The 22,670-nt window shown below is 69.2% G+C and carries 26 protein-coding genes; 7 read left to right on the forward strand and 19 right to left on the reverse strand.

Annotated elements, in window-relative coordinates:
- Position 1: 1 nt before the first annotated feature.
- The gene (locus WG903_RS13955) at positions 2-577 is read left to right on the forward strand and encodes a chromate transporter (protein ID WP_340076370.1); all 576 of its coding nucleotides are present in this window, start codon (positions 2-4) and stop codon (positions 575-577) included.
- Positions 574-1,146: a chromate transporter gene (locus WG903_RS13960; protein ID WP_340076372.1), complete on the forward strand. Its 573-nt coding sequence runs from the start codon at positions 574-576 to the stop codon at positions 1,144-1,146. The genes WG903_RS13955 and WG903_RS13960 overlap by 4 nt, the downstream gene beginning before the upstream one ends.
- Here WG903_RS13960 and WG903_RS13965 read toward each other — a convergent pair.
- The 4 genes from WG903_RS13965 to rlmB are packed head-to-tail and all read right to left on the reverse strand — an operon-like array spanning position 1,121 to position 3,687.
- Positions 1,121-1,645 carry a GNAT family N-acetyltransferase gene (locus WG903_RS13965; RefSeq protein ID WP_340076374.1) on the reverse strand — a complete coding sequence of 175 codons (525 nt, stop codon included), beginning with the start codon at positions 1,643-1,645 and terminating at the stop codon, positions 1,121-1,123. The genes WG903_RS13960 and WG903_RS13965 overlap by 26 nt on opposite strands.
- A gap of 11 nt (positions 1,646-1,656) precedes the next feature.
- The gene (locus WG903_RS13970; RefSeq protein WP_340076376.1) at positions 1,657-2,199 is read right to left on the reverse strand and encodes an SRPBCC family protein; all 543 of its coding nucleotides are present in this window, start codon (positions 2,197-2,199) and stop codon (positions 1,657-1,659) included.
- A 34-nt stretch (positions 2,200-2,233) separates the two neighbouring features.
- Positions 2,234-2,956 (reverse strand): SIR2 family NAD-dependent protein deacylase, encoded by a 723-nt coding sequence (locus WG903_RS13975; RefSeq protein WP_340076378.1) that lies wholly within the window; start codon positions 2,954-2,956, stop codon positions 2,234-2,236.
- Entirely contained in the window at positions 2,953-3,687 is a 735-nt protein-coding gene (rlmB, locus tag WG903_RS13980) for a 23S rRNA (guanosine(2251)-2'-O)-methyltransferase RlmB (protein ID WP_340076380.1), read from the reverse strand. The genes WG903_RS13975 and rlmB overlap by 4 nt, the downstream gene beginning before the upstream one ends.
- Before the next feature lie 68 nt (positions 3,688-3,755).
- On the opposite strand from rlmB, the gene WG903_RS13985 reads away from it, so the two are divergent.
- Both WG903_RS13985 and WG903_RS13990 read left to right on the forward strand, forming a co-directional pair.
- Positions 3,756-4,631 carry a c-type heme family protein gene (locus WG903_RS13985; RefSeq protein ID WP_340076382.1) on the forward strand — a complete coding sequence of 292 codons (876 nt, stop codon included), beginning with the start codon at positions 3,756-3,758 and terminating at the stop codon, positions 4,629-4,631.
- A gap of 16 nt (positions 4,632-4,647) precedes the next feature.
- On the forward strand, positions 4,648-6,840 hold the full coding sequence (locus WG903_RS13990) for a protein kinase domain-containing protein (protein ID WP_340076384.1): 2,193 nt from the start codon (positions 4,648-4,650) through the stop codon (positions 6,838-6,840).
- On the opposite strand, the gene WG903_RS13995 is transcribed toward WG903_RS13990, so the two are convergent.
- Positions 6,812-7,516, reverse strand: a complete 705-nt coding sequence (locus WG903_RS13995; RefSeq protein WP_340076386.1) for an ABC transporter ATP-binding protein — start codon at positions 7,514-7,516, stop codon at positions 6,812-6,814. The genes WG903_RS13990 and WG903_RS13995 overlap by 29 nt on opposite strands.
- Here WG903_RS13995 and WG903_RS14000 point away from each other — a divergent pair.
- Together WG903_RS14000 and mnmH are read left to right on the forward strand one after the other, a co-directional pair.
- Positions 7,515-8,150 (forward strand): arylesterase, encoded by a 636-nt coding sequence (locus WG903_RS14000; protein ID WP_340076388.1) that lies wholly within the window; start codon positions 7,515-7,517, stop codon positions 8,148-8,150. The genes WG903_RS13995 and WG903_RS14000 overlap by 2 nt on opposite strands.
- Positions 8,147-9,202, forward strand: a complete 1,056-nt coding sequence (gene mnmH, locus WG903_RS14005) for a tRNA 2-selenouridine(34) synthase MnmH (RefSeq protein ID WP_340076390.1) — start codon at positions 8,147-8,149, stop codon at positions 9,200-9,202. The genes WG903_RS14000 and mnmH overlap by 4 nt, the downstream gene beginning before the upstream one ends.
- Here mnmH and WG903_RS14010 read toward each other — a convergent pair.
- From WG903_RS14010 to WG903_RS14020, 3 genes are read right to left on the reverse strand one after another with little or no spacing between them, the layout of a single operon-like run.
- Complete coding sequence (locus WG903_RS14010; RefSeq protein WP_340076391.1) at positions 9,199-9,771, reverse strand: molybdopterin-dependent oxidoreductase; 573 nt, start codon at positions 9,769-9,771, stop codon at positions 9,199-9,201. The two genes, mnmH and WG903_RS14010, sit on opposite strands and share 4 nt — an antisense overlap.
- Positions 9,768-10,940 carry a PLP-dependent transferase gene (locus WG903_RS14015; protein WP_340076392.1) on the reverse strand — a complete coding sequence of 391 codons (1,173 nt, stop codon included), beginning with the start codon at positions 10,938-10,940 and terminating at the stop codon, positions 9,768-9,770. Before WG903_RS14015 ends, WG903_RS14010 begins: the two co-directional genes overlap by 4 nt.
- Positions 10,941-10,961: 21 nt before the next feature.
- On the reverse strand, positions 10,962-11,987 hold the full coding sequence (locus WG903_RS14020; RefSeq protein WP_340076394.1) for an ADP-ribosylglycohydrolase family protein: 1,026 nt from the start codon (positions 11,985-11,987) through the stop codon (positions 10,962-10,964).
- Positions 11,988-12,009: 22 nt separating this feature from the next.
- Here WG903_RS14020 and WG903_RS14025 point away from each other — a divergent pair, with 22 nt between their 5' ends.
- Positions 12,010-12,309: a hypothetical protein gene (locus tag WG903_RS14025; protein WP_340076396.1), complete on the forward strand. Its 300-nt coding sequence runs from the start codon at positions 12,010-12,012 to the stop codon at positions 12,307-12,309.
- 7 nt (positions 12,310-12,316) lie between these two features.
- On the opposite strand, the gene WG903_RS14030 is transcribed toward WG903_RS14025, so the two are convergent.
- The 11 genes from WG903_RS14030 to WG903_RS14080 all read right to left on the reverse strand — a co-directional run bounded on the left by WG903_RS14030 (position 12,317) and on the right by WG903_RS14080 (position 22,662).
- Positions 12,317-12,841: a phosphoribosyltransferase gene (locus WG903_RS14030; RefSeq protein WP_340076399.1), complete on the reverse strand. Its 525-nt coding sequence runs from the start codon at positions 12,839-12,841 to the stop codon at positions 12,317-12,319.
- A gap of 13 nt (positions 12,842-12,854) precedes the next feature.
- Complete coding sequence (locus tag WG903_RS14035) at positions 12,855-14,183, reverse strand: adenylosuccinate synthase (RefSeq protein ID WP_340076401.1); 1,329 nt, start codon at positions 14,181-14,183, stop codon at positions 12,855-12,857.
- A 25-nt stretch (positions 14,184-14,208) separates the two neighbouring features.
- The gene (locus WG903_RS14040) at positions 14,209-15,369 is read right to left on the reverse strand and encodes an ATP phosphoribosyltransferase regulatory subunit (protein ID WP_340076403.1); all 1,161 of its coding nucleotides are present in this window, start codon (positions 15,367-15,369) and stop codon (positions 14,209-14,211) included.
- 65 nt (positions 15,370-15,434) lie between these two features.
- Positions 15,435-15,626 (reverse strand): DUF2065 domain-containing protein, encoded by a 192-nt coding sequence (locus tag WG903_RS14045; protein ID WP_340076405.1) that lies wholly within the window; start codon positions 15,624-15,626, stop codon positions 15,435-15,437.
- 11 nt (positions 15,627-15,637) lie between these two features.
- Complete coding sequence (gene hflC / locus WG903_RS14050; protein WP_340076407.1) at positions 15,638-16,549, reverse strand: protease modulator HflC; 912 nt, start codon at positions 16,547-16,549, stop codon at positions 15,638-15,640.
- On the reverse strand, positions 16,549-17,862 hold the full coding sequence (hflK, locus tag WG903_RS14055) for an FtsH protease activity modulator HflK (RefSeq protein WP_340076409.1): 1,314 nt from the start codon (positions 17,860-17,862) through the stop codon (positions 16,549-16,551). Before hflK ends, hflC begins: the two co-directional genes overlap by 1 nt.
- Positions 17,863-17,908: 46 nt before the next feature.
- Positions 17,909-19,102, reverse strand: coding sequence for a GTPase HflX (hflX, locus tag WG903_RS14060; protein ID WP_340076411.1), 1,194 nt, complete (start codon positions 19,100-19,102; stop codon positions 17,909-17,911).
- Positions 19,103-19,141: 39 nt separating this feature from the next.
- Positions 19,142-19,387, reverse strand: a complete 246-nt coding sequence (gene hfq / locus WG903_RS14065; protein WP_340076413.1) for an RNA chaperone Hfq — start codon at positions 19,385-19,387, stop codon at positions 19,142-19,144.
- Positions 19,388-19,480: 93 nt separating this feature from the next.
- Positions 19,481-20,818, reverse strand: a complete 1,338-nt coding sequence (gene der / locus WG903_RS14070) for a ribosome biogenesis GTPase Der (RefSeq protein ID WP_340076415.1) — start codon at positions 20,816-20,818, stop codon at positions 19,481-19,483.
- 18 nt (positions 20,819-20,836) lie between these two features.
- Complete coding sequence (gene bamB, locus WG903_RS14075) at positions 20,837-21,973, reverse strand: outer membrane protein assembly factor BamB (RefSeq protein WP_340076417.1); 1,137 nt, start codon at positions 21,971-21,973, stop codon at positions 20,837-20,839.
- The gene (locus tag WG903_RS14080) at positions 21,970-22,662 is read right to left on the reverse strand and encodes a YfgM family protein (protein WP_340076419.1); all 693 of its coding nucleotides are present in this window, start codon (positions 22,660-22,662) and stop codon (positions 21,970-21,972) included. Before WG903_RS14080 ends, bamB begins: the two co-directional genes overlap by 4 nt.
- Positions 22,663-22,670 lie beyond the last annotated feature (8 nt).

Raw genomic sequence — 22,670 nt, forward strand, 5'->3', positions numbered from 1 at the left:
CATGACCGACCCGACCGGGCGACCGCGCCCGGCCTCGCTCACCGAACTCTTCGTCGCGCTCACGCTCCTGGCCCTGCAGGGCTTCGGCGGCGTGCTGGCCGTGGTGCAGCGGGAGCTCGTCGAACGGCGCCAGTGGCTCACGCGCGAGGAGTTCGTGGAGGAATGGGCCGTGGCGCAGGTCATGCCCGGCCCCAACGTCATCAACCTCGGCCTCATGCTGGGCCACCGTTACTTCGGCCTGCGCGGCGCGGCCGTCGCCGTCGCGGGGCTGCTCGCCGCGCCGATGGTGATCGTGCTGCTGCTGGCGTATGGCTATTCCAGCCTGGGGGACAACCCCCACGTGGCGGGCGCGTTGCGCGGCATGGGGGCGGTGGCCGCGGGCCTGATCGCGGCCACCGGCATCAAGCTCGCGAGCGCCTTGCGCGCCCATCCGCTCGGCATGGCGGCCGTCGTCGCCGCCGGGGTCGCCACCTTCGTCGGCATCGTGGTGCTGCGCTGGCCGCTCGCCTGGGTCCTGCTCGGCGTGGGTGGGCTGTCGTGCGTGGGCACGTGGTTCAAGCTCGGGGCGCGCGAATGAGCATCACGCTGACCGGCGCCGACTGGCTGCAGTTCTTCGCCCACTTCCTGCTGCTGTCGCTCCTGGCCGTGGGCGGCGCGATCACGACGGCGGCCGACATGCACCGCTACCTCGTCGACGAGCGCCATTGGCTCACCGATGCGCAGTTCAGCGCGTCCATCGCGCTGGCGCAGGCGGCCCCGGGGCCCAACGTGCTGTTCGTCGCGGTGATGGGCTGGAACGTGGGCCTCAATGCCGGCGGGATGGGCACGGCCTTCCTGGGCGTGGCGCTTGCGATGCTGGGCAGCCTCATCCCCAGCACCACCCTCACCTACCTCGCCGCGCGCTGGGGCCACGCCAACCGCGAGCTGCGCGGCGTGCGCGCGTTCAAGCAGGGCATGGCGCCCATCGTCGTGGCGCTGCTGATCGCAACGGGCTGGATCCTCGCGACAGGCAGCAGCTACCACGCGCGCGACTGGCCGGTGTGGGCCATCGCGGTCGTCTCCACGCTGATCGTCTGGCGCACGCGCATCCACCTGCTGTGGCTGCTCGGCGCCGGAGCCTTCATCGGCTGGATGGGTTGGCTCTGAGGACGAAGAGGCGCTCGTCGTCTTCCAGCGCGATGGCGCGCGTTTCGGGCCCGGCGCCGAGGAAGCCCAGGCGCTGCAGCAGCCGCGACGAGCGCGCATTGCGCGACTTGATGATCGCGATGCAGTCGTTCACCCCGTGCTTGGCGCGCAGCTCGCCGATCATCGCCCGCACGGCGCGCGTCGCGATGCCCTTGCCCCAGTAGCGGCTGCCCAGCACATAGGCCAGCGCCGCGCGCCCGTCGCCGTGCACGGTGGCCTGCACGTAGCCGGCGACGTCGCCCGAGTGCAGGCGGATGACCCAGTTGAGCCATTGCTGCGAGCCGTCCGGCGATCGCCGCGACTCGAGCCGCTTGAAGCGCTGGCGCAGCGCCGCGACCGATGCCGGCGGCTCGTTCTCGAATTCGTAGATCGCGGCGTCCGAGAGCAGCTCGAACATCGCCGGCGCGTGCGCCGCGAACTGGGGCTCCAGCGTGAACCCGCGTTCGGTCACCACGCGCACGCCGCAGGCTCCTACTGTGTCGCCTTCATGCGCGCGAGCCACTCGGTCCAGTCGACCGGGCCGCTCGCGAAACGCTTCTGCAGGTTGCCCAGCACGTTGGGCCAGGCCTTGCTGAAGTAGTCGTAGGCCTTGTCCCATTCGCCGCCCTCGCCCCAGCCGATGTGGTGCAGCGTCACGCGCGTCTGCGCGTCGCCCACGGGTTCGAAGCGCAGGACGACGACGCTGCGGTTCGCGCGCGCCTCCGGCAGGTGCGGCGGCGCATTCCACGTGAAGGTCAGCATGCGCTGCGGCTGGAAGCCGATGATGCGCATGCCGTCGGCGCCCTTCATGCCCGGCTGCGCGAAGGGGTTGAAGTAGATCTCGAAGGGGCCGTCGACGCGCAGTTCCACGCGGGCGTCGGGCGCGAAGAAGGTCTTGATGCCTTCGGTCGTGGTCCAGGCCTGCCACACCGCATCGACCTTCGCGGCCACCACCACCTCGCGGTCGATGGCCTTTTCGGCCGCGAACGCCTGTCCGGCGGCGAACATGCACAGGGCTGCGAGCGCTCGTCTCATGGCGATCCCTCCTCGTGGGCGGCCAGTTTAGCCGTCAATCGGCCAGCAGGCCCGGCAGCAGTTCGGCCGCCTTGCCGCGCAGGACGGCATGGGCCGCGTCGTCCAGGCCGCTGGGCTCCGGGTTGATCACGGCCACGTGGCCCCTGGCCCGGTAGGCCAGGCCCGCCGCCGGGTAGACGACGCCCGAAGTGCCGACCACGAGCATCAGGTCGCACGAATCGGCGGCTTCTTCCGCCGCGGTGAGCGCCGCCACGGGCAGCATCTCGCCGAACCACACGACGTCGGGGCGCAGCATGTTGCCGCAGCGGCCGCAATGCGGCGGATGGTCGGCCGAAACCGCGTCGATGTTGCAGCAGCTGCGCGGCGCATCCAGCCACTTGTCGTCGGCGATGTTGCCGTGCAGGGCCAGCACGCCTTCGCTGCCGGCGCGCTGGTGCAGGCCGTCCACGTTCTGCGTGATCACCGTCAGCCGGCCGGGATGGCGGTGCTGGAACTGCGCAATCGCGATGTGCCCGGCGTTCGGTTCCACCTTGGCGACCATCTCGCGCCGCATCGCGTACCAGTCCCACACCGTGCGCGGATTGGCGCGGAAGGCCTCCTCGGTGGCGAGCTGGTGCGGGTCGAACTTCGCCCACAAGCCCGTCTGCGCATCGCGGAAGGTCGGCACGCCGGATTCGGCGCTCATGCCCGCCCCGGTCAGCACGGCGATGCGGCGCGCCGCGCGCACCCAGCCGCGCACCGTGGCGGCATCGCTCACGAGCGCTGCCTCAGGGCCTCGTACAGGCACACACCGGCCGCGACGGAAACGTTCAGGCTCTCGACGCCGCCGCGCATGGGGATGCTCACCAGCTCGTCGCAGGTCTTGCGCGTGAGCTGCCGCATGCCCGTGCCCTCGGCGCCCAGGACCAGCGCCACGGGCGCCTTCAGGTCGGCGCGATAGATGGTGTGCGGCGCGTCGTCGGCGGTGCCTATGCACCAGATGTTGCGCTCCTTCAGCTCGCCCAGCGTGCGCGCGAGGTTGGTCACCATGAAGTACGGCACCGTTTCGGCCGCGCCGCTGGCCACCTTGGCGACCGTCGCATTGATGCCGACCGCATGGTCTTTCGGCGCGATGACCGCCTGCGCGCCGGCGCCGTCCGCCACCCGCAGGCAGGCCCCGAGGTTGTGCGGATCGGTGACACCGTCCAGCACCAGCAGCAAGGGCGGCTGCTGCAGGCCGTCCAGAAGGTCGTCCAGCGAATGCGTCGTGGGAAGCGGTTCCACCCGTGCGGCCACGCCCTGGTGGCCGTGGCTGCCCGCGAGCTTCGCCAGGCGCAGCGAATCGGCCTCGATCACGCGCACGCCAGCTTCCTGCACCCGCGCGAGGAACTGCCGCATGCGTGCATCCTTCCGCGTGGGATCTGCGTAGACCTCGAGAACGGAGCGCGGGGCGGTTTTCAGCCTCACACCGACCGCATGAAAACCAAAGAGCACTTTTGCGGAAGACATCACGGAATTATCCGGGGTCAGGGTCCTGCCACATGTATAAAATGGTCGTACATCGCAGAGGAGAGCGGATGGGGCTGCGACTCAAGTTCAACCTGGTTCTGGTCATCGTGTTCATCGCGGGCTTCGCGGCCGCGGGCTTCGTCTCGCGCCAGCTGCTGCTGGAGAACGCCCGCGACGAGGTGATCCGCGACGCGCGCCTCATGATGGAGGCCGCCAGCGCCGTGCGCACGTACACGGTGGACCAGATCCGCCCGCACCTGATCAAGCAGATGGAGGAGGTGTTCCTCCCCCAGACCGTGCCGGCCTACGCCGCCACGGAGACGATCAACACCCTGCGCAAGAAGTACACCGAGTACAGCTACAAGGAAGCCACGCTCAACCCGACCAACCCGCGCGACCGCACGGCCGACTGGGAGGCCGACGTGGTCAACAAGTTCCGCAACGACGCCGGCGTCAAGGAGATCGTGGCCGAGCGCCAGACCTCGCTGGGCCGCAGCCTGTTCATCGCCAAGCCCATCCAGATCACCAACGCCGCCTGCCTGCAGTGCCACACCACGGCCGCCATGGCGCCGCCGACCATGGTCAAGATCTACGGCGAGGCCAACGGCTTCGGCTGGAAGCACAACGAGATCATCGGCGCGCAGGTGGTGACGGTCCCGATGGAAGTCCCGTTCAAGAAGGCCGAACATGCGCTCACGACGTTCCTCGCGTCGCTGGCCGCCGTGTTCGTCGTCGTCTTCATCGTCCTGAACATCATGCTCTCGTGGCTGATCGTGCGCCCCATCCGCCTCATGTCGGAGTCGGCGGACAAGATCTCCACGGGCGACTTCGACGAGCCCGAGTTCAAGGAGAAGGGCCGCGACGAGATCGCGGTGCTGGGCAGTTCCTTCAACCGCATGCGTCGCAGCCTCGAAAAGGCGATGCAGATGATCGGCGAGCAGTAGCTCCCGCCCGCGCGGCATGGCCAACGATGCAGCACCTGCTGGCCCGCCCCCCGCGAACGAGGGCGACGCCGCCTCCCTGCCGCCCGGCGTAACGCTGGCCGACTACGTCATCCAGCGCCCCCTGGGCGGCGGCGGCTTCGGCATCACCTACCTGGCGCGCGACAGCAACCTGCAGCTGCCCGTCGCGATCAAGGAGTACTTCCCGAGCGAGCTGGTCACGCGCGGCCCCGACAACGTGGTACGCGTGCGCTCGTCGAACCCGGAGCACCAGGAGCAGTACGACTGGGGCCTGGAGCGCTTCCTGGACGAGGCGCGGGCGCTGGCCACCTTCCGCCACCCCAACATCGTGCGGGTGCTGCGCTACTTCCGCGACAACGGCACGGCCTACATCGTCATGGAGTACGAGTCGGGCCTGCCGCTCAAGCGCTGGGTGCCGCAGAACATGCCGCTGTCGCAAAAGGCCCTGCTGTCGATCATCTACCCGCTGCTCGACGGCCTGGAATCGGTGCACAACACGGGCTTCCTGCACCGCGACATCAAGCCCGACAACATCTACGTGCGCGCCGACGGCACGCCGGTGCTGCTGGATTTCGGCGCGGCCCGCCGCGTGTCGGCCAACAAGGACCTCACCAACATCGTCAGCCCCGGTTTCGCGCCCTTCGAGCAGTACCACTCGCAGGGCAACCAGGGCCCGTGGACCGACATCTACTCCATCGGCGCGGTGATGTACTGGATGACCACGGGGCGCAAGCCCGTGGAGTCCGCCGCGCGCGTCAAGCAGGACACGATGCTGCCCGCCTCGGGCCTGGCCGACGCCGGCGTCTTCGGAGAGTCGCTGCTGCAGGCCATCGACTGGGCGCTGCAGCCCGACGAAGGCAAGCGCCCGCAGAACGTCACGATCCTGCGCGCCTCGATCCAGGGCTCGGAGAAGGTCGACGGCAAGACGGTGGACATCGAGGTCCAGGCCGACAGGCCCGCCGTCTCCTCGCCGCCCTCGCAGCAGCGCCGCAACCTGGTCTGCACCATCATGTTCCTGGACCTGGTGGGTTACTCCAAGCGCTCGGTCGAGGACCAGGTGGCGCTGAAGAAGCTGTTCAGCGAGGTGCTCGCCAAGGCGGTGAAAGGCGTCCCCGACGACGCGCGCATCGCCATCGACACCGGCGACGGCGCGGCCATCTGCTTCCTGGGCGACCCCGAGGAGGCGCTCAATTCCGCGATGCTGCTGCGCGACCTGCTCGGCCAGCGCCGTGCCCTCACGCTGCGCACGGGCCTGCACATGGGGCCGGTGCGCGTCATCAACGACATCAACGCGCGGGTTAACGTCATCGGCGACGGCATCAACGTCGCCCAGCGCATCATGGACTTCGCGCAGCCGAACCAGGTTCTGGTCTCGCGCTCGTACTACGACGTGATCTCGCGCATCACCGACGACACCGCCGAGCTGTTCCAGTACATGGGGCAGTACGAGGACAAGCACGGCCGCCTGCACGAGGTCTATTCCGTCGGCCACCAGCGCAGCGGCGCGACGCAGGCCACCACGCGGCGCGAAGGCCCGTCCACCGGCTACACCCGCACGCAGCCCGCGCCGTCGGGCCAGCCGCTGCTGGCCGAGGACGTGCACGACGTCGAGATGGAACTGGTGCGCCACATCGGCCCGCTGGCGAAGGTGCTGGTCAGGAAGGCGGTGCCGCTGGCCCCCACCATCCCCGCCCTGCGCGAGGCGCTCGCCCCGACCATCCAGGAACAGAAGGCGCGCGAGGCTTTCATCGCCGGCGCCAGCAGCCAGAGCCATCCCGACAGCCAGCCGGTCAGCAGCAAGCGCGCCACCACCAAGCCGCCCACCTCGCAGCGCACCTCGTCCCCGTCGCAGTTCGGCGGCCTGGGCCCCAGCATCCCCGTCGTCGCGCGCGGGTCGACGAAGAGCGTGCCGTTCGGCACCGCGCCCAGCAAGAACCTGTCGATCCCCACCAGCCCGTCGAAGCTCGCGCCCCATCCGCAGCTGGAACTGGACGGTGAAGAAGCTGCCGCGATCGAACGCGCCCTGTCGAAGTACATCGGGCCGATGGCGAAGATGATCATCCGCAAGGAAGCCTCGCGCAACGCGAACTTCGGCGAGTTCCTCACCGCCGTGGCCGGCAACATCGACCAGCCGACGCAGCGGGACCAGTTCCTCGCCGCGCTCAAGCGCTCGCTGGTGCGGCGCTACTGACCTCGTCCGAGACGATCCGGCCGGCCTCGATCGTGAGGCGCCGCTCGCAACGCGAAGCGATGCCGCGGTCGTGCGTCACCAGCACCAGCGTCGTGCCGCGTTCGCGGTTCAGGTCGAACATCAGCTGCATGACCGATTCGCCGGTGGCGAAGTCGAGGCTGCCCGTGGGCTCGTCCGCCAGCAGCACGGCCGGCTCGACCACGAAGGCGCGCGCCAGCGCCACCCGCTGCTGCTCGCCGCCCGAGAGCGTCTTGGGATAGTGGCCGAGGCGTTCGGCCAGCCCCACCCGTTTCATCATTTCGGTGGCGGCCTTGCGCGAGTCGCGCCGGCCCGCCAGCTCCAGCGGCAGCATGACGTTCTCCAGCGCCGTGAGGTTGCCCAGCAGCTGGAAGCTCTGGAAGACGAAGCCCACCTCGCGCGCTCGCAGGGCCGCGCGCTCGTCCTCGTCCAGCGAGAACAGGTCCGTTCCCGCCAGGCGCACGGTTCCCGTGGTGGGCACGTCGAGCCCGGCCACGATGGACAGCAGCGTGCTCTTGCCCGAGCCCGAGGCGCCCACGATCGCCGCCGTCTCGCGCGGGGCGAGGCTGAAGCTCATATCGCGCAGAATATCGAGGGTGCCCGTCGAGTCGGTGACGGATTTGTGCAGGTGTTCCGCGGAAATGATGGGATCGGACATGTCGGAAGTTCAGTGGCGCCGCCGCCACTTTATCGCGGCGGTGTTAGCCGGCGGTTATGCGGCCGCTTTCGCCGCCCCCGCACGGACGATCCTGGTGGTGGGCGACTCCCTCAGCGCCGAATACGGCCTGGCCCGCGGTTCGGGCTGGGTGGCGCTGCTGGAGAAGCGCCTGGCCGGGCAGAAATCGCCCGCGAAGGTGGTCAACGCCAGCATCAGCGGCGACACGACCTCGGGCGGCCGCTCGCGGCTGCCGGCCCTGCTGGCGCAGCACAAGCCCGACGTCGTCGTCATCGAGCTGGGCGGCAACGACGCCCTGCGAGGCCTGCCCCTGCAGATGACCGAGGACAACCTGGCGCGCATGACGCAGGACGCGCAGAAAGCCGGCGCGCGGGTGCTGCTGGTCGGCGTGCAGGTGCCGCCGAACTATGGCGCGGACTATTCGCGGCGCTTCGAGGCGCTTTTCGGCAAGGTCGCGAAGGACCACAAGGCGGCGGCGGTGCCGTCCATCATCGCCGGCATCGCGGATGCGCCGAATGCACCGGAACTGTTCCAGGCCGACCGCATCCACCCGGTGGCCAAGGCCCACCCGCGCATGCTCGACAACGTCTGGCCCGGGCTGAAGAAGCTGCTATGACCGTGCAGGCGATCAGCGCCGCCGACGCCATCGCGCGGCTGGCCGACTTCGACACCGTCATCGACGCGCGCAGCGAGGACGAATTCGCCGAGGACCACCTGCCCGGCGCGGTGAACTGGCCGTCGCTGGACAACGCGCAGCGCAAGGAAATCGGCACGGTCTACAAGCAGGTCAGCCCCTTCGAGGCGAAGAAGCGCGGCGCCGCGATGGTCGCGGCCAACATCTCGCGGCACATCGACGCGCACGTGCTGGACAAGCCCAAGGGCTGGAAGCCGCTGGCGTACTGCTGGCGCGGCGGCAAGCGCAGCGGCTCGCTGGCGCTGGTGCTCGACCAGGTGGGCTTTCGCGTGCACGTGGTCGAAGGCGGCTACAAGGCCTTCCGCGCGGAGGTGCTGGCGCAGATCCCGGACCTGGCGCATCGCCTGCGGTTTCGCGTCGTCTGCGGGCCCACGGGCTCGGGCAAGACGCGGCTGCTGCATGCGCTCGAGGACCTGGGCGCCCAGGTGCTGGACCTGGAGGCGCTCGCCAACCACCGCAGCTCCGTGCTCGGCATCATCCCGGGCGTGGCGCAGCCCACGCAGAAGCGCTTCGACACCCTGGTGTGGGAAGCGCTGCGCGGCTTCGATCCCGCGCGGCCGGTCTTCGTGGAAAGCGAGAGCAAGAAGGTGGGCAACGTCGCCGTGCCCGAGGCGCTCATCGCCTGGATGCGCGCCAGCGACTGCGTGCGGCTGGAACTGGCCGAGGAGGAGCGCGTGGCGCTGCTCATGGAGGACTACGACTTCTTCGTGAAGGACGCCCCTCTTTTCTGCGGCCGGCTCGATGCGCTGGTGGAGTTGCGCGGCAAGGCGCTGGTCGAGGGATGGAAGGCCAGCGTGCGCGCCGGCGACTTCATGCCGGTGGTGCGCGAACTGCTCGTGAAGCACTACGACCCGGGCTATGCGTCGTCGATCCAGCGCAACTTCAAGCACTATGCGCAGGCGAAGCCCGTGGTGCTGGCGGACCGCTCGCCGGCGTCGATGCGGCGCGCGGCGCTGGAGGTCCTGAAAGGCTAGGCCTGCACGTCGATGTGGTACAGGCCCCAGGGGCACTGGGCAAAGCGCTGGTCCACCGGCTTCGCGGCCATGTCCGCGAACTTGTCCGCCTCGTAGATCGCCCACAGCGGGCCGAAGCCGCCCAGCGGCATGGGCTGGCCATCGAGGTGCGTGGCGACGATGAAGCGGTACTTCTGCGCGTCCGCCACGCTGATCGTGGGCGCATAGCCGTCGACGGCGCGGGTCGCGAGCTTCGTGCCCGTCGCGCCCGCGGCCTGCAGCACCGTGGCGAGCAGCGGCCCGCGCAGCTCGTGCGGCTTCTTGTCGTATTCGAGCGTCGGCCGGATCGTGACGGCCGGCATGGCCGCGAGCGCGGCGAAGTCGAAGGCATGCGCCTTGTCGAACTTCAGCTTCTGCTTGGCCATCATCTGGTCCATCACGCCGTCCATCGCGCCGCGATTGGGCTTGCCGATGGCGCCCGTCACCGTGAGCAGCGCCGGCCCCTTGAGGCCCTTGGCCTGCTGCGCACCCGCTGCCAGCGGCAGCGCCGCCCCCGCCGCGATGGCGGCGATGAATCCCCGTTTCTTCATTTCATTTGCTCCAATGCCTGTTCGAGGTCGGCGCGCAGGTCGGCGGCATCCTCCAGCCCGATGGAAAAGCGCACCAGCACGCCCTTGTGCTTCCAGTGCTGCGCGAGGCGGATCTGCGGCATCTCGTAGGGAACGACCAGGCTCACCGGCCCGCCCCAGGAGTAGCCGAGCTTGAAAAGCTTCAGGGCATCGCAGAACCGGTCCACCTGCGCCTGCGAGTACCTGGCGTCCAGCACGACGGAAAACAGCCCGGCCGCCTTGCCGCCGCACAGGCGCTGCCAGTGCTCATGCCCCGGCGAGCCGGCGAAGGCGGGATGCAGCAACTGCGCGACCTCCGGGCGCGACTGCAGCCAGGCCGCCAGCTCGCGGCCCGCCACGTCCTGCGCGGCGTAGCGGATCTCCAGGCTGGGCAGCGACCGCAGGATCGCTTCGGCGTCGTTCGCGCCCACGCCGAAGCCGATGCGCATGTGCGCCAGCTTGATCTTCTCGTTGAGCGCGTCGTCGCGCGTGACCGCGGCGCCCATGAGGACGTCGGCCCCGCCGCTGGGGTACTTGGTCAGCGCATGGACGACGATGTCGCAACCGATGGCGAAGCCGTCCAGCGCGATGCAGCCCGCCCAGGTGTTGTCCAGTGCGCTCGTCACGCCCTTCTGCCGGCAGATGCGAGCCTGCTCGTCGACCGGCGGGAATTCCATCGACACCGATCCCGGCGCTTCCAGCCACACGAGCTTCGTCTTCGGGCCGATGCGCCGCTCCAGGTCGGCCGGGTCCATCGTGTCGTAGACCTGGTGCGCGACGCCCCAGCGCTTGAACTCGTTCTCGCACAGCGCCTTGTTCGGCCCGTACACGTTCGAGGGGATGAGCACCTCGTCGCCCGACGACAGCAAGGCCATGCTGACGTTCGCGATCGCCGCCAGGCCGCTGGGAAACAGCACGCAGTGCTTGCCGCCTTCCAGCGTGGCGATCTTTTCCTCGAGGAGGAAGGTGGTGGGGGTGCCGTGCAGGCCGTAGGTGTAGCCCTTCTTGTAGCGCCAGTCGCGCGCCCGCATCGCCGCGACGTCCTTGTAGATGACGGTGGAGGCCTTGAACACGCCCGGCTGCGCGGAGGCAAAGCCCGCGGGCGGGATGTAGGGATGGTGGATGAGGCCCGTCGACTTCTTCTCGGTCATGGGCGTCATCCTAACGCCGCCTCAATAGGGTGGCGCCAGCCGGCGGAATCCGTGGGCCAGCACGATCGCGAGAAAGGCGGCGTTGCGCAACGGGATGCCCGGGACGAAGTACGGCGGCGGCGGCCCGCCGCTGGCAAGCGCCGTGGCCAGCCGTTCGATCCAGTCGATGCTGCGCGGCCACTCGGCGATGCCGTCCAGCGCGTGCTGCGGGAGCGCGGCTTTCCCCAGCCGCGCGCCCGAGATACCGCCATAGATCGCGCCCGCGGTGTCCGTGTCCCCGCCCGCCGAGATGATCTCGCGCAAGCCGGCCGCGAAATCGGTGGGAAACCGGAATGCGACCTGCAGCACGCAGGGCACGGTGTGGAGCATGTAGCCCGAGATGCCGCCGCGCGAACCGATGGCTTCCGCGAAGCGTGCGACCGGTTCACCGCCGGCCGCGGAATCGCGGGCGTGCCCCGCGAGTGCGAGCATTTCGCCGGCGCCTTCGCCCTCGAGCATCGACTGCAGGTCCGCGAGGTACTCGCCGGGCGGCACGGCGCGATGCGCCGCCAGCGCCACCGCCAGCGCGCCGTGGAAGGCCTTGGGGTCGGTGTGCGTGATCGCCGTGGACCGGTGGACGAACGCCTTCAGCCGTGCGCGGTCGTGCCCGCATGCCACGCCGATGATGGGGCTGCGCATCGCCGGGCCGTTGCCGGCCGAGAACACACCGCTGCGCGTGGGCGGGAAGCCGACGCACGACTTCGCAATGGCGCGCAAGGTCGCGAAGCCGATTCCCGCGGGCAGGCCGGCGAGCCACCAACGCAGCGATGCCGCGAGTTCGCGGCCGAATGCGTCGACGTCGCCGCCCCCGAGCAGGAGCGCCCGCGCGGTGAAGCAGGCGTGCTCGGTGTCGTCCGAGACCAGCCCGCGCCCGGGCAGGAGGTGGTGCTGCAGGGGGTCACCGAGCAGGCGAGCCGCGCGGCGCGCGCCCAGGCCTTCGAAGGGCAGGCCGAGTGAATCGCCCACCGCGGTGCCGAGCAGGCAGCCGACGGCGGCTTGCGGATCCATCGAAAAATTGTAGGCTCACGCCATGCCCAACGGCCATGGCTTCTCGTTTCCCTACGGGTTCTCGATCGTGCTGCAGCCCGTGCTGGCGCTTGCCATCGGCGCCGGTGCGGGGCGGTGGTGGGGCTGGGCGCTGACCGGCGTGGCGGCGGTCCTGGCCGTCGCGTTCACCTGGGAGGCGGCCAGCCGCCGCGAATACGAGACGATCCACTCGAAGGACCCGACCCTCAACCGCGTGACGTGGGTGCTGAACTGGGGACTTTTCTTCGCCCTGCCCGCGTACCTGGTCCTGCTGTGGGGCCTCGCGGCCAACCTGCGCCGCTAGCGGCGCGTCAGATCTTCCACTTCTGCATCAGCTGCTGCGGCCGCATCGCGTCGTACGCCTCGAACGGCTGGTGGATCCACGGGTTCGTGGGCAGGAACTCCACCGAATAGTCCGGCTGGAACTTGCTCAGGCCCTTGGTCCAGATCACCGCGGTGCGCAGCTCGGTGATCGGCTTGTAGTTGCTGCGAAGCATTTCCACGACGGCGTTCAGGGTGACGCCGGAATCCGCGAGGTCGTCCACCAGCAGCACCTTGCCCGCGATCTCGCCCTTGGGCGTGGTGATGTAGCGCGCGATGTCGAGGTGGCTTTGCACCGTGCCCGCGTTGGCGCGGTAGGAGCTGGTCGACATGATCGCCAGCGGCTTGTCGAAGATGCGCGAGAGGATGTCGCCGGGGCGCATGCCGCCCCGTGCGAGGCACAGGATGGTGTCGAACTCCCAGCCCGACTGGTGCACCTTGATCGCCAGCTTCTCGATCAGGTTGTGGTACTCGTCGTAGCTGACGTACAGGTGCTTGCCGTCCTCGGTCAACATCGCCTTGTCCTCCTCAGGCCAGGTACGGGTGCCGCATCATGATGGTGTGGTCGCGGTCCGGGCTGGTCGAGATGATATCGACGGGCACGCCCGTGACCTGCTCGATCCGCTGCAGGTACAAACGTGCATTGACAGGCAGCTTGTCGTATTGCGTCACGCCCACCGTGCTCTGCGTCCAGCCTTCCATGGTCTCGTAGACCGGCTTGCAGCGCGCGATCTCGTCGGCGCCGAGCGGCAGGATGTCGGTGTGCTCGCCGTCCAGCTCGTAGCCGGTGCACAGCTGCAGCTCCTTCAGGCCGTCCAGCACGTCGAGCTTGGTGATGCACAGGCCCGACAGGCCATTGACCTGCGCGCTACGCTTGAGCAAGGCCGCGTCGAACCAGCCGCAGCGGCGCGAGCGGCCCGTGGTGACGCCCTTTTCCGCACCGACGGTGGACAGGTGGTGGCCCACCGTGCCCGGCGTCTGCCAGTCGAGTTCGGTGGGGAACGGCCCGCCGCCCACGCGCGTGCAGTACGCCTTGGTGATGCCCAGGATGTAGTGCAGCATGCCGGGGCCCACGCCCGCGCCCGCCGCCGCGTTGCCCGCCACGCAGTTGCTGGACGTCACGTACGGGTAGGTGCCGTGGTCGACGTCCAGCAGCGTGCCTTGCGCGCCTTCGAACAGCAGGTTGTCGCCGTTGCGGTGCGCTTCGTTGAGCTCGCGCGACACGTCGGCCATCATCGGCTTGAGCAGTTCGCCATGGCGCATCGATTCGTCCAGCACCTGCTGGTAGTCGATCGCCGTCGCGCCCAGGTACTGGGTCAGCATGAAGTTCTGCAGGTCCAGAAGCTCCTTGAGCTTGTCGGCGAAGCGCTGGGGGTACTTCAGGTCCTGCACGCGCAGCGCGCGGCGGGCGATCTTGTCCTCGTACGCAGGCCCGATGCCGCGGCCGGTGGTGCCGATCTTCTCGGTGCCGCCCCGCTCGCGCCGCGCTTCGCGCGCGATGTCCAGCGCCGCGTGGAACGGCAGGATCAGCGGGCAGGCCTCGCTGATGCGAAGGCGCGAACGCACCTCCACGCCGATCTTCTCCAAGCCTTCGATCTCCTCGAACAGCTTGGCAGCCGACAGCACGACGCCGTTGCCGATGTAGCACTTGACGCCAGGGCGCATGATGCCGCTGGGGATCAGGTGCAGCGCCGTCTTCACGCCGTTGATCACCAGCGTGTGGCCGGCGTTGTGGCCGCCGTGGAAGCGCACCACCCCCTGGGCCATCTCGGTCAGCCAGTCGACCAGCTTGCCCTTGCCCTCGTCACCCCATTGGGTGCCGACCACGACCACGTTGCGGCCCTTCGTCTTCGTCATCACAGCTTCGATTCCCGGAATTCGTTCAGATCGGCTTGACGCGCCAAGTGCCGCTTTCGGACACCAACTGGCGGTCGCATTGGAATTCGTCCACTTCGCTCTCGTGGCCGGGCAGCACGCACACCACCGTCTCGCCCTGCGCGCGCAGTTTCGTGATCGCCTCGAGCAGTTGCGCGGCAGCCGGGGAGTCGTCCAGCCACGGCGCGCGGATGGCGGCCTTGAGCGGTGGCTTGGCCGCCACGCCCGCCAGTTCCTTCACGTCCAGGCTGAAGCCCACGGCCGGCCGGTTGCGGCCGAACACCGCGCCGACCTCGTCGTAGCGGCCGCCGCGCACCAGTGCGTCGCTCGCACCCGGCGTGTAGATCGCGAAGCGCGCGCCGCTGTAGTACGCATAGCCGCGCAGGTCGGCCAGGTCGAACGTGACCTTCGCGCCCTGCACGTGGCGGGCGAGCCATTTCAGCTGCTCGATCGCCTCGTTCAGCTGCGACGACTTCGGCAGCACCTTCTTCGCTTCGTCGAGCACCTTGGCATCGCCGTACAGCGACAGCAGCGTGGCCAGGCCCTCGCGAGCGCCGGCAGGGAAATGCTTCGTCAGCGACTTCAGGCCTCCCGCGTCCTTGGCGGCCAGCGCGGCGTGCACCTGGGCGATCACCGATGCGTCGACGGGCACGCCGGCCAGCAGCGAGCGCACGATCCGCACGTCGGCCAGGTCCACCGTGAGGTCGCCGGCGCGCGTGGCCTTCAGGCAATCCAGCGCGAGGAGCAGCGCCTCGAGGTCCGCCTCGAGGCCGGCATGGCCGTAGATTTCCGCGCCGAACTGCAGCGGCTCGCGCGTGGCATGCGGGCGGTCGGGGCGCGTGTGCAGCACCGGGCCGCAGTAGCAAAGGCGAGCGACGCCGGTGCGATTGAGCAGGTGCGCGTCGATGCGCGCCACCTGCGGCGTGGTGTCGGCGCGCAGGCCCATCATGCGGCCCGAGAGCTGATCGACGAGCTTGAAGGTCTGCAGGTCGAGCGCCTCGCCGGTGCCGGTGAGGAGCGATTCCAGGTGTTCCAGCAGCGGCGGCATCACCAGCTCGCAGCCGTAGCCGCGCGCGGTGTCGAGCAACTGGCGCCTGAGTTCCTCGATGTGCCTTGCTTCCGAAGGCAGGACGTCGGCGATGTGATCCGGCAGGACCCAGGCGGACATGGTCTAGGGACGCTGTTAAAAAACGTATTGTACGCGCCGCCTCCGGGTATTCCCGAAGGGGCGCGTCAGGAGGACACGAACCAGAACAGCGCCAGGCCCAGCATCATGCTGCACAGGCCGAAGAAGCGAAGCTGCCCCTCCTCCAGCTCCAGCAGCCGCGCGAAGGTGCGCTTCCAGCCGCCGGGCGAGAGGAACGGAAAGAGGCCCTCGATGACGAGCACGAGGGCGCACGCGGTCCAGAGCGCGTCCCAGTCCAAGCGCCGCTGCCCTACTTCTTGCCGGGCGCAGGCGCCGCGCCACCGGCCCCGCCCCCGCGGAAGGCCTTGAAGAAGTCGGAGCTGTTCGGGTCGATGATCATCACGTCGCCCTTCTTGCCGAAGCTCGCGATGTACGCCTGCAGGCTGCGGTAGAACTGCGCGAACTGCGCGTCGCGGCCGAACGCTTCGGCGTAGATCGCGGCGGCCTGGCCGTCGCCCTCGCCCTTGATCTTCTGCGCGTCGCGGTAGGCGTTGGCCACCGTCACCTCGCGCTGGCGGTCGGCGTCGGCGCGGATCTTCTCGCCCTCGGCCGCGCCGGTGGAGCGCAGCTCGTTGGCGACGCGCTTGCGCTCGGCCTCCATGCGGCGGTAGACCGACTCGGTGATCGCCTCGACGTAGTCGGCGCGCGTGATGCGAACGTCGATCACGTCGATGCCCCAGGGCCGCGCGCCCTTGACCTGCTCGAGCACCTCGCGCTTGACGTCGGCCATGAGCTGTTCGCGCTTGGACGAGAGCAGCTCGCGCACCGTGCGGCGGTTGATCTCCTCCTGGAAGGCGTTGCGCACCACGCGATTGAGCTGGTTGGCACCCGCGGCTTCGTCCAGGCCCACGTTGCGGATGTACGCGCGCGGGTCGGTGATGCGCCAGCGCACGTACCAGTCGATCACCATGCGCTGCTTTTCCAGCGTGAGCATGGGCTCGGTGTCGGGGCTGTCCAGCGTGAGCAGGCGCTTGTCGATGTAGCTGACGTTCTGGAACGGCGGCGGCAGCTTGAAATTGAGGCCCGGCTCGGTGATGACGTCCTTGATCTCGCCCAGCGCGTAGACCACGCCGAACTGGCGCTGGTCGACGACGAAGAGCATCGAGCTCAGGAGCGCCAGCAGCACCAGCGCGGAGGAAACGAAGAATCCGACGCGGTTCATCAGCGGCTCTCCCTCTCGCGCGAGCGTGCGTTGTCGCGGCTGCGCTGTTCGCTGGTGGACGGGGTTGCCGGCACCGTCGAGGCGCCCGTCGACGACGAAGACGACGGGTCGGTGGTGACGACGCCGCCCGCGGCCACCAGCTGCATGATCTTGTCGAGCGGCAGGTACAGCAGGTTCGAGCCCTGGCGCGACTCGATCAGCACCTTGGTGACGTTGCCGTAGATCTGCTGCATGGCCTCGATGTAGAGCCGGTCGCGCGTGACTTGCGGCGCGCGCTGGTATTCCGTGAGCAGCGACTTGAAGCGCTGCGAATCGCCCTGCGCCTGCGCGACGATGCGCGACTTGTAGCCGTCGGCCTCCTGCGTCAGGCGCGACGCGGCGCCCACCGCGCGCGGGATCACGTCGTTGGCATAGGCCTGGGCCTCGTTCTTGGCGCGCTCGCGCTCCTGGCCGGCCTTGAGCACGTCGTCGAAGGCGGCCTGCACCTGCTCGGGCGGGCGCACGCCGCCCTGCTGCAGGTTGATGCCGACCACGTCGACGCCGATGTTGTAGCGGTCCAGCGTGTTCTGCATCAGCCCACGGATGCGCGTCGCGATCTGGTCGCGCTCCTCGGCCAGGGCCGAATCCATGCGCATCTTGCCGACCACTTCGCGCGCCGCCGACTCGGCCACCTGGACGACGGCATCGTCGGGTTTCTTGCTCTCGAAGAGATACGCGCGCGCGTCCTTCAGCCGGTACTGCACGGCGAACTTGATCTCGACGATGTTCTCGTCCATCGTGAGCATCGCCGAGTCCTTCAGGCCCGTGGCCTTCACCACCGTGTCGCGGCCGATGTCCACGGAGCGGATCTGCGAGACGTAGATGGTCTCGTGGCGCTGGATCGGGTACGGCAGCCGCCAGTTGAAGCCGGCGCCCACCGTCGCCTTGTAGCGGCCGAATTGCGTGATGACGGCCTGCTGGCCTTCCTGCACGATGAAGAAGCCGGTGCCCAGCCAGATCAGGACGACCACCGCGACGACGAGGCCCGCGCCGATGCCGGCGCTGCGCATGTCGGGCGGGAAGTTGCCGCCGCCGCCGCCGCCGCCGCCGTTGAAGTCGCCGCCGCCGCGCTTGCGGCCGCCGAAGAGGCCACCCAGCTTGCGGTTGAAGTCGCGCCACAGCTCGTCGAGGTCGGGCGGGCCCTGGTTGCCCTGGCCGCGGCCGTCCTCGGGACGCTTGCCGCCGTCCTTGCCGTTCTCGTCGCCGCCACGGCCCCAGCGGGGGTCGTTCAGGTTGAACATGCCCCACCGCAGGCGGGGAAAGGGGAGCTTCATCCGGTTCGTTCTCTTTGTTCGTTCCGACGGCGGCATTCTCGCCGAATCAGGCGGCGGTTTCGTGCAGGCCCGCCGACTCGCCTTCGGCGGGCTTGTCCCGCCGCAGCACCTCGCGGGCCAGCACCCGGCGCAGTTCCGCCAGGCCCGCCCCGGTCTTCGCGCTCGCGAAGACGCGCGGGAAGCGCCGCCCCTCGAGCTCGAAGGTGTCGCTTTCGGCCCGCGGCTGCTGCCCCGGCGCCAACGCGTCGACCTTGTTGAAGACGATCACCTGCGGCACCTCGGCCGCGCCGATCTCGTGCAGCACGCGCTGCACCTCCTCGACCTGCTCCGGGTGGTTCGGGTTGGCGGCGTCCACCACGTGCAGCAGCAGGTCGGCGTCGGCGGCCTCCTGCAGCGTGGCGCGGAAGGCGTCGATCAGCCCGTGCGGCAGGTCGCGGATGAAGCCGACCGTGTCGGACAGCGACACCGAGCGGCCGGGGGCGACGCCCTCCTCGTAGTCCTCGTCGGCAAGGAAGAGCTGGCGTGTGGTGGTGTCCAGCGTGGCGAACAGCTGGTCGGCCGCATACGCGCGCGCCTTGACCAGCGCATTGAACAGCGTGGACTTGCCGGCGTTGGTGTAGCCGACCAGCGAGATGTTGAAGGCGCCTCGCCGCTCGCGCTGGCGGCGCTGGGTGCTGCGCTGGCGCTTGACCTTCTGCAGGCGTTCGCGCGTGCGCTTGATGGCGTCGCCGATCATGCGGCGGTCCAGCTCGATCTGCTTTTCGCCCGGGCCGCCGCGCACGCCCGCGCCGCCGGTCTGCCGCTCCAGGTGCGACCAGCGGCGGACCAGCCGCGTGCTGACGTACTGCAGCCGCGCGAGCTCCACCTGCAGCTTGCCTTCGTGGCTGCGGGCGCGCTGCGCGAAGATCTCCAGGATCAGCAGCGTGCGGTCGTTGACCGGGCGGTCGAGGTGCTTCTCGAGGTTGCGCTGCTGGCCAGGGCTGAGGGCCTGGTCGAACAGGATTTCGGTGGCGCCCAGCTCTTCCGCCAGCGCCTTGATCTCGTCGGCCTTGCCGCTGCCGATGAACAGCTTGGCGTCGGGCGCCTGGCGCTTGCAGGTGACGCGGGCGACGGGCGCGAGCCCGGCCGTCTGCGCGAGCTCGCCGAGCTCATGCAGTTCGCGGTCGAAATGCGGCAGGCCCAGGTCGACGCCCACGAGGATCGCGGACGCCGGTGGGCGGTCAGTGGTCTGGGAAGTCAAAGGCCGTGGGTGCGCAGCCCGCTTCCTGCGGGCTCGACGTCAGGAACCGCCCTCGGTGTTTTCAGCCGCCTGGAAATTGACGGCGCGGCCGGGAACGATGGTGGAGATCGCGTGCTTGTAGACCATCTGCGTGACGGTATTGCGCAGCAGCACGACGTACTGGTCGAACGATTCGATCTGTCCCTGCAGCTTGATGCCGTTGACCAGGTAGATCGAAACGGGCACATGCTCGCGGCGCAATGTGTTCAGGAAGGGGTCTTGTAGAAGCTGCCCTTTGTTGCTCACGATATTCTCCGTGTTCCGCAGTGGGAAAGTGTTGTTGGAAACTGCACCTTACCACAGCAACACCCCGCCGGAGAAGTTCCGGTCAAGGATCAGTCAGTCCTTGTCGGCGTACGGGTTTTTCGAGGTTTTCATCTCCACGCGCAGGGGCGTGCCGGTCAAGTTGAACTCCTTGCGGAAGCGCCCTTCCAGGAAGCGTTTGTACGCATCCGTGACGTGCTCCAGCGAATTGCCGTGCACCACGATCACGGGCGGGTTCATGCCGCCCTGGTGCGCGTAACGCATCTTGGGGCGGAACATGCCCGAGCGCTTGGGCTGCTGGAACTGCACCGCTTCGAGCACCAGCCGGGTGAGCACCGGCGTCGGCATCTTGATCATGGCGCTGCGGTAGGCATCGGCGATCGACTTCCACACCGGGCCCAGGCCCTGGCGCTTCTTCGCCGAGATCAGGTGCAGGTTCGCGAACTTCAGGAAGGCCAGGCGGGTCTCGATCTGGCGTTGCACCTGCTCGCGCTGGTATTCGTCGACCGCGTCCCACTTGTTCACGGCCAGCACCACGGCGCGACCGCTTTCGAGGATGTAGCCGGCGATGTGCGCATCCTGGTCCGTCACGCCCTGGGTGGCGTCCAGGAGCAGCAGCACGACGTTGGCCGATTCGATCGCCTGCAGCGTCTTGACCACCGAGAACTTCTCGATCGCCTCGAACACCTTGCCCTTGCGGCGCAGGCCCGCGGTGTCGATCAGCTCGAACTTCTGCCCGCCGCGCTCGAAAGGCACGGAGATCGCGTCGCGCGTGGTGCCCGGCAGGTCGAAGGCGACGAGGCGCTCCTCGCCCAGCCAGGTGTTGATCAGCGTGGACTTGCCGACGTTCGGGCGGCCGGCCACCGCCAGCTTGATCACGCCGGTTTCGGTGGGCTCTTCTTCCTCCTCGGGCTCGGGGAGGTTGAGCGCCTCGAAGGCCGTCTCGACGAGGCTGCGCACGCCCTGCCCATGCGCCGCGGAAACCGGCAGCACGTCGCCCAGGCCCAGCTCGAAGAACTCCGCGAGCTGGACGCCTTCGGTCATGCCCTCGGCCTTGTTGGCCGTGAGCACCGTGGGCTTGCCCAGCTTGCGCAGGTAGTTGGCGATGTCGTGGTCCTGCGCCGATAGTCCGGCGCGCGCATCGAGCACGAACACGACGACGTCCGCCTCGGCGACGGCCTGCCGCGTCTGCTTGGCCATCTCCATGTAGATGCCGCTCTCGGCCGTCGGCTCGAAGCCGCCGGTGTCGATCACGATGAACTCGTAGCTGCCGTGCTTGGCGTTGCCGTAGTGGCGGTCGCGCGTGAGGCCGGCGAAGTCGGCGACGATGGCGTCGCGCGACTTGGTCAGGCGGTTGAAGAGCGTCGACTTGCCGACGTTGGGGCGGCCCACCAGGGCCATGACGGGCTTCATGGCGGTGGGCAGCCCTGTTTACTGCGGGACGAAGCCGAAGACCCCGCCGCCCTTGGTGACCACCACGAGCGTGGTGCCGGCCGCGACCGGCGCGCCCATGATCGGCGTGCCGTCCGTCGCCAGGCGGTTCAGCAGCTTGCCATCCTCGCGCGCGAGCAGGTGCACGTAGCCGAAGTCGTCGCCGACGACGACCGCGCGGCCGAGCACGAGCGGCGCGGACAGGCCGCGGTTGAGCAGCAGGTCGCTGGTCCAGGCCTTGTCGCCGCTGTCGCGCTTCCACGCGATCACGGTGCTGTCGGCCTCGGTGCCGAAGACGAAGCTGCCGTCGCCGTCCACGCCTTCGAAGCCGTTGGCGCTCTTGGTCCACACCACGGCGCCCCGGCCCGCGTCGACGCAGCCCACGGCCGTCTGGAAGGCCCGGGCGCAGACGATGTCCGCCACGCGGCTCGCGCGGCCCACCAGGTCGGCCAGGCGCTCCACGTCGTTGATGCCACGCGGCGTGGCCACCGCGACGTCCCAGCGCGGTGCGCCGGTGTTGGGATTCATGCCCACGAGGCGGCCCGCCAGGCCCACGACGAGGGTGTCGCCGACCGCCAGCATGGTGCCGGGGTACTTCAGCGACAGCGGCTGGCTCGGGCGCGTCTGCGTCCACAGGCGCCGGCCGTTCTGGCCGTCGAAAGCCACCACCGAGCGGTCGGCCAGCAGCACGAAGACACGGCCGCCCGCGACGAAGGGCGCGGTGTAGCCGCTGACGTTCAGGCGCTGGCGCCACAGCTCCTTGCCGTCACGGAACGCGACGACGTCGCCGCCCGTGGTGACCACGGCGGACACGCGCCCGTCGCTGCCCACGCCCGCGGCGATGGGGCCGCCGGCGCTGGTGCGCCACAGCTCGCGGCCGCTCGCGGCGTCGAGCGCCGCGATCGAGCCGTCGCTGCTGGCGAGCGTCACGGTGGTGCCTTGCACGTTCACGGCGACCGGGATGTCGACCGGGCCGATGCGGGCCGTCCACGCCTGGCGCACGCCGAGCGACGCCGGGTTGGACGTGAGTTCGGCGGCCTTCGGCTTGTCGGGCCCGCCGCCCATCCACGAGGGCAGGACCGAACAGCCGGCGAGGGCGAGCGCGAGCGCGGCGACGAGGATGCGGGCGGACTTCATGTCTTGGCGGCTCCGGAAGCGGCGGCGGCCGGCGCGGGCGCGAGTTCGCGCACGTCCACGCCCAGCGCGGTGAGTTTGACTTCGACGACGCGGCGCAGGTCGCTGGCGGCGTCGAGCGCCTTGTACGCCTTCAGGTACTCGGCCTTCGCTTCCGCCTTCTTGCCTTGCAGGCTGTAGACGTCGCCGCGGCGGTCCTGGGCGAGGCCTTCGTACTCGGGCGGGAAGTCGGCCGCGAGCTGCTTGAGCGCGTCGTCATACGCTTTCGCCTCGACCAGCAGCGCCACCAGGCGCAACCGCGCCACGGCCTTGTAGCCGTCGTCGCCGGCGTTCTCCGCCACCCATGCCAGCGCCGCCTTGGCGCCTTCGCTGTTGCCCTTCTCGGCGAGCACCTTGGCGGTGAGCAGCCCCGCCTGGTGGGCAAAGGCCGTGCGCGGGAATTTCTCCTTGATGTCGGCGAAGGCGCGTTCCGCACGCGCGGTCTCGGCTTGCGCCGACGCACGGTCGACCTCGTCGAAGAGCGCCGCGGCCTGCACGGACTGCGTGCGCTGCCAGTACTGCCAGCCGTTCCACGCCGCGATGGCGCCGAATACGACGATCAGCGTCCAGGAAATGAGGTTGCCGTACTGGTTCCAGAAGTGCTTCAGCTCGGCCAGCTGCTCCTGTTCCTCGAGGTCGAGATTGTTCGCCATGCGTGTTG

The organism is Ramlibacter sp. PS4R-6 (genome assembly GCF_037572775.1).
Classification (GTDB): Bacteria; Pseudomonadota; Gammaproteobacteria; order Burkholderiales; family Burkholderiaceae_C; genus Ramlibacter.

Excerpts from the sequence above, each read along its gene's own strand:
- WG903_RS13955 (WP_340076370.1), top strand. The coding sequence starts at position 2 with ATGACCGACCCGACCGGGCGACCGCGCCCGGCCTCGCTCACCGAACTC.
- WG903_RS13960 (WP_340076372.1), top strand. The coding sequence starts at position 574 with ATGAGCATCACGCTGACCGGCGCCGACTGGCTGCAGTTCTTCGCCCAC.
- WG903_RS13970 (WP_340076376.1), bottom strand. The coding sequence starts at position 2,199 with ATGAGACGAGCGCTCGCAGCCCTGTGCATGTTCGCCGCCGGACAGGCG.
- rlmB (WP_340076380.1), bottom strand. The coding sequence starts at position 3,687 with ATGTCTTCCGCAAAAGTGCTCTTTGGTTTTCATGCGGTCGGTGTGAGG.
- WG903_RS13985 (WP_340076382.1), top strand. The coding sequence starts at position 3,756 with ATGGGGCTGCGACTCAAGTTCAACCTGGTTCTGGTCATCGTGTTCATC.
- WG903_RS13990 (WP_340076384.1), top strand. The coding sequence starts at position 4,648 with ATGGCCAACGATGCAGCACCTGCTGGCCCGCCCCCCGCGAACGAGGGC.
- WG903_RS14000 (WP_340076388.1), top strand. The coding sequence starts at position 7,515 with ATGTCGGAAGTTCAGTGGCGCCGCCGCCACTTTATCGCGGCGGTGTTA.
- WG903_RS13995 (WP_340076386.1), bottom strand. The coding sequence starts at position 7,516 with ATGTCCGATCCCATCATTTCCGCGGAACACCTGCACAAATCCGTCACC.
- mnmH (WP_340076390.1), top strand. The coding sequence starts at position 8,147 with ATGACCGTGCAGGCGATCAGCGCCGCCGACGCCATCGCGCGGCTGGCC.
- WG903_RS14010 (WP_340076391.1), bottom strand. The coding sequence starts at position 9,771 with ATGAAGAAACGGGGATTCATCGCCGCCATCGCGGCGGGGGCGGCGCTG.
- WG903_RS14015 (WP_340076392.1), bottom strand. The coding sequence starts at position 10,940 with ATGACCGAGAAGAAGTCGACGGGCCTCATCCACCATCCCTACATCCCG.
- WG903_RS14020 (WP_340076394.1), bottom strand. The coding sequence starts at position 11,987 with ATGGATCCGCAAGCCGCCGTCGGCTGCCTGCTCGGCACCGCGGTGGGC.
- WG903_RS14025 (WP_340076396.1), top strand. The coding sequence starts at position 12,010 with ATGCCCAACGGCCATGGCTTCTCGTTTCCCTACGGGTTCTCGATCGTG.
- WG903_RS14030 (WP_340076399.1), bottom strand. The coding sequence starts at position 12,841 with ATGTTGACCGAGGACGGCAAGCACCTGTACGTCAGCTACGACGAGTAC.
- WG903_RS14035 (WP_340076401.1), bottom strand. The coding sequence starts at position 14,183 with ATGACGAAGACGAAGGGCCGCAACGTGGTCGTGGTCGGCACCCAATGG.
- WG903_RS14040 (WP_340076403.1), bottom strand. The coding sequence starts at position 15,369 with ATGTCCGCCTGGGTCCTGCCGGATCACATCGCCGACGTCCTGCCTTCG.
- hflC (WP_340076407.1), bottom strand. The coding sequence starts at position 16,549 with ATGAACCGCGTCGGATTCTTCGTTTCCTCCGCGCTGGTGCTGCTGGCG.
- hflK (WP_340076409.1), bottom strand. The coding sequence starts at position 17,862 with ATGAAGCTCCCCTTTCCCCGCCTGCGGTGGGGCATGTTCAACCTGAAC.
- der (WP_340076415.1), bottom strand. The coding sequence starts at position 20,818 with ATGAAGCCCGTCATGGCCCTGGTGGGCCGCCCCAACGTCGGCAAGTCG.
- bamB (WP_340076417.1), bottom strand. The coding sequence starts at position 21,973 with ATGAAGTCCGCCCGCATCCTCGTCGCCGCGCTCGCGCTCGCCCTCGCC.
- WG903_RS14080 (WP_340076419.1), bottom strand. The coding sequence starts at position 22,662 with ATGGCGAACAATCTCGACCTCGAGGAACAGGAGCAGCTGGCCGAGCTG.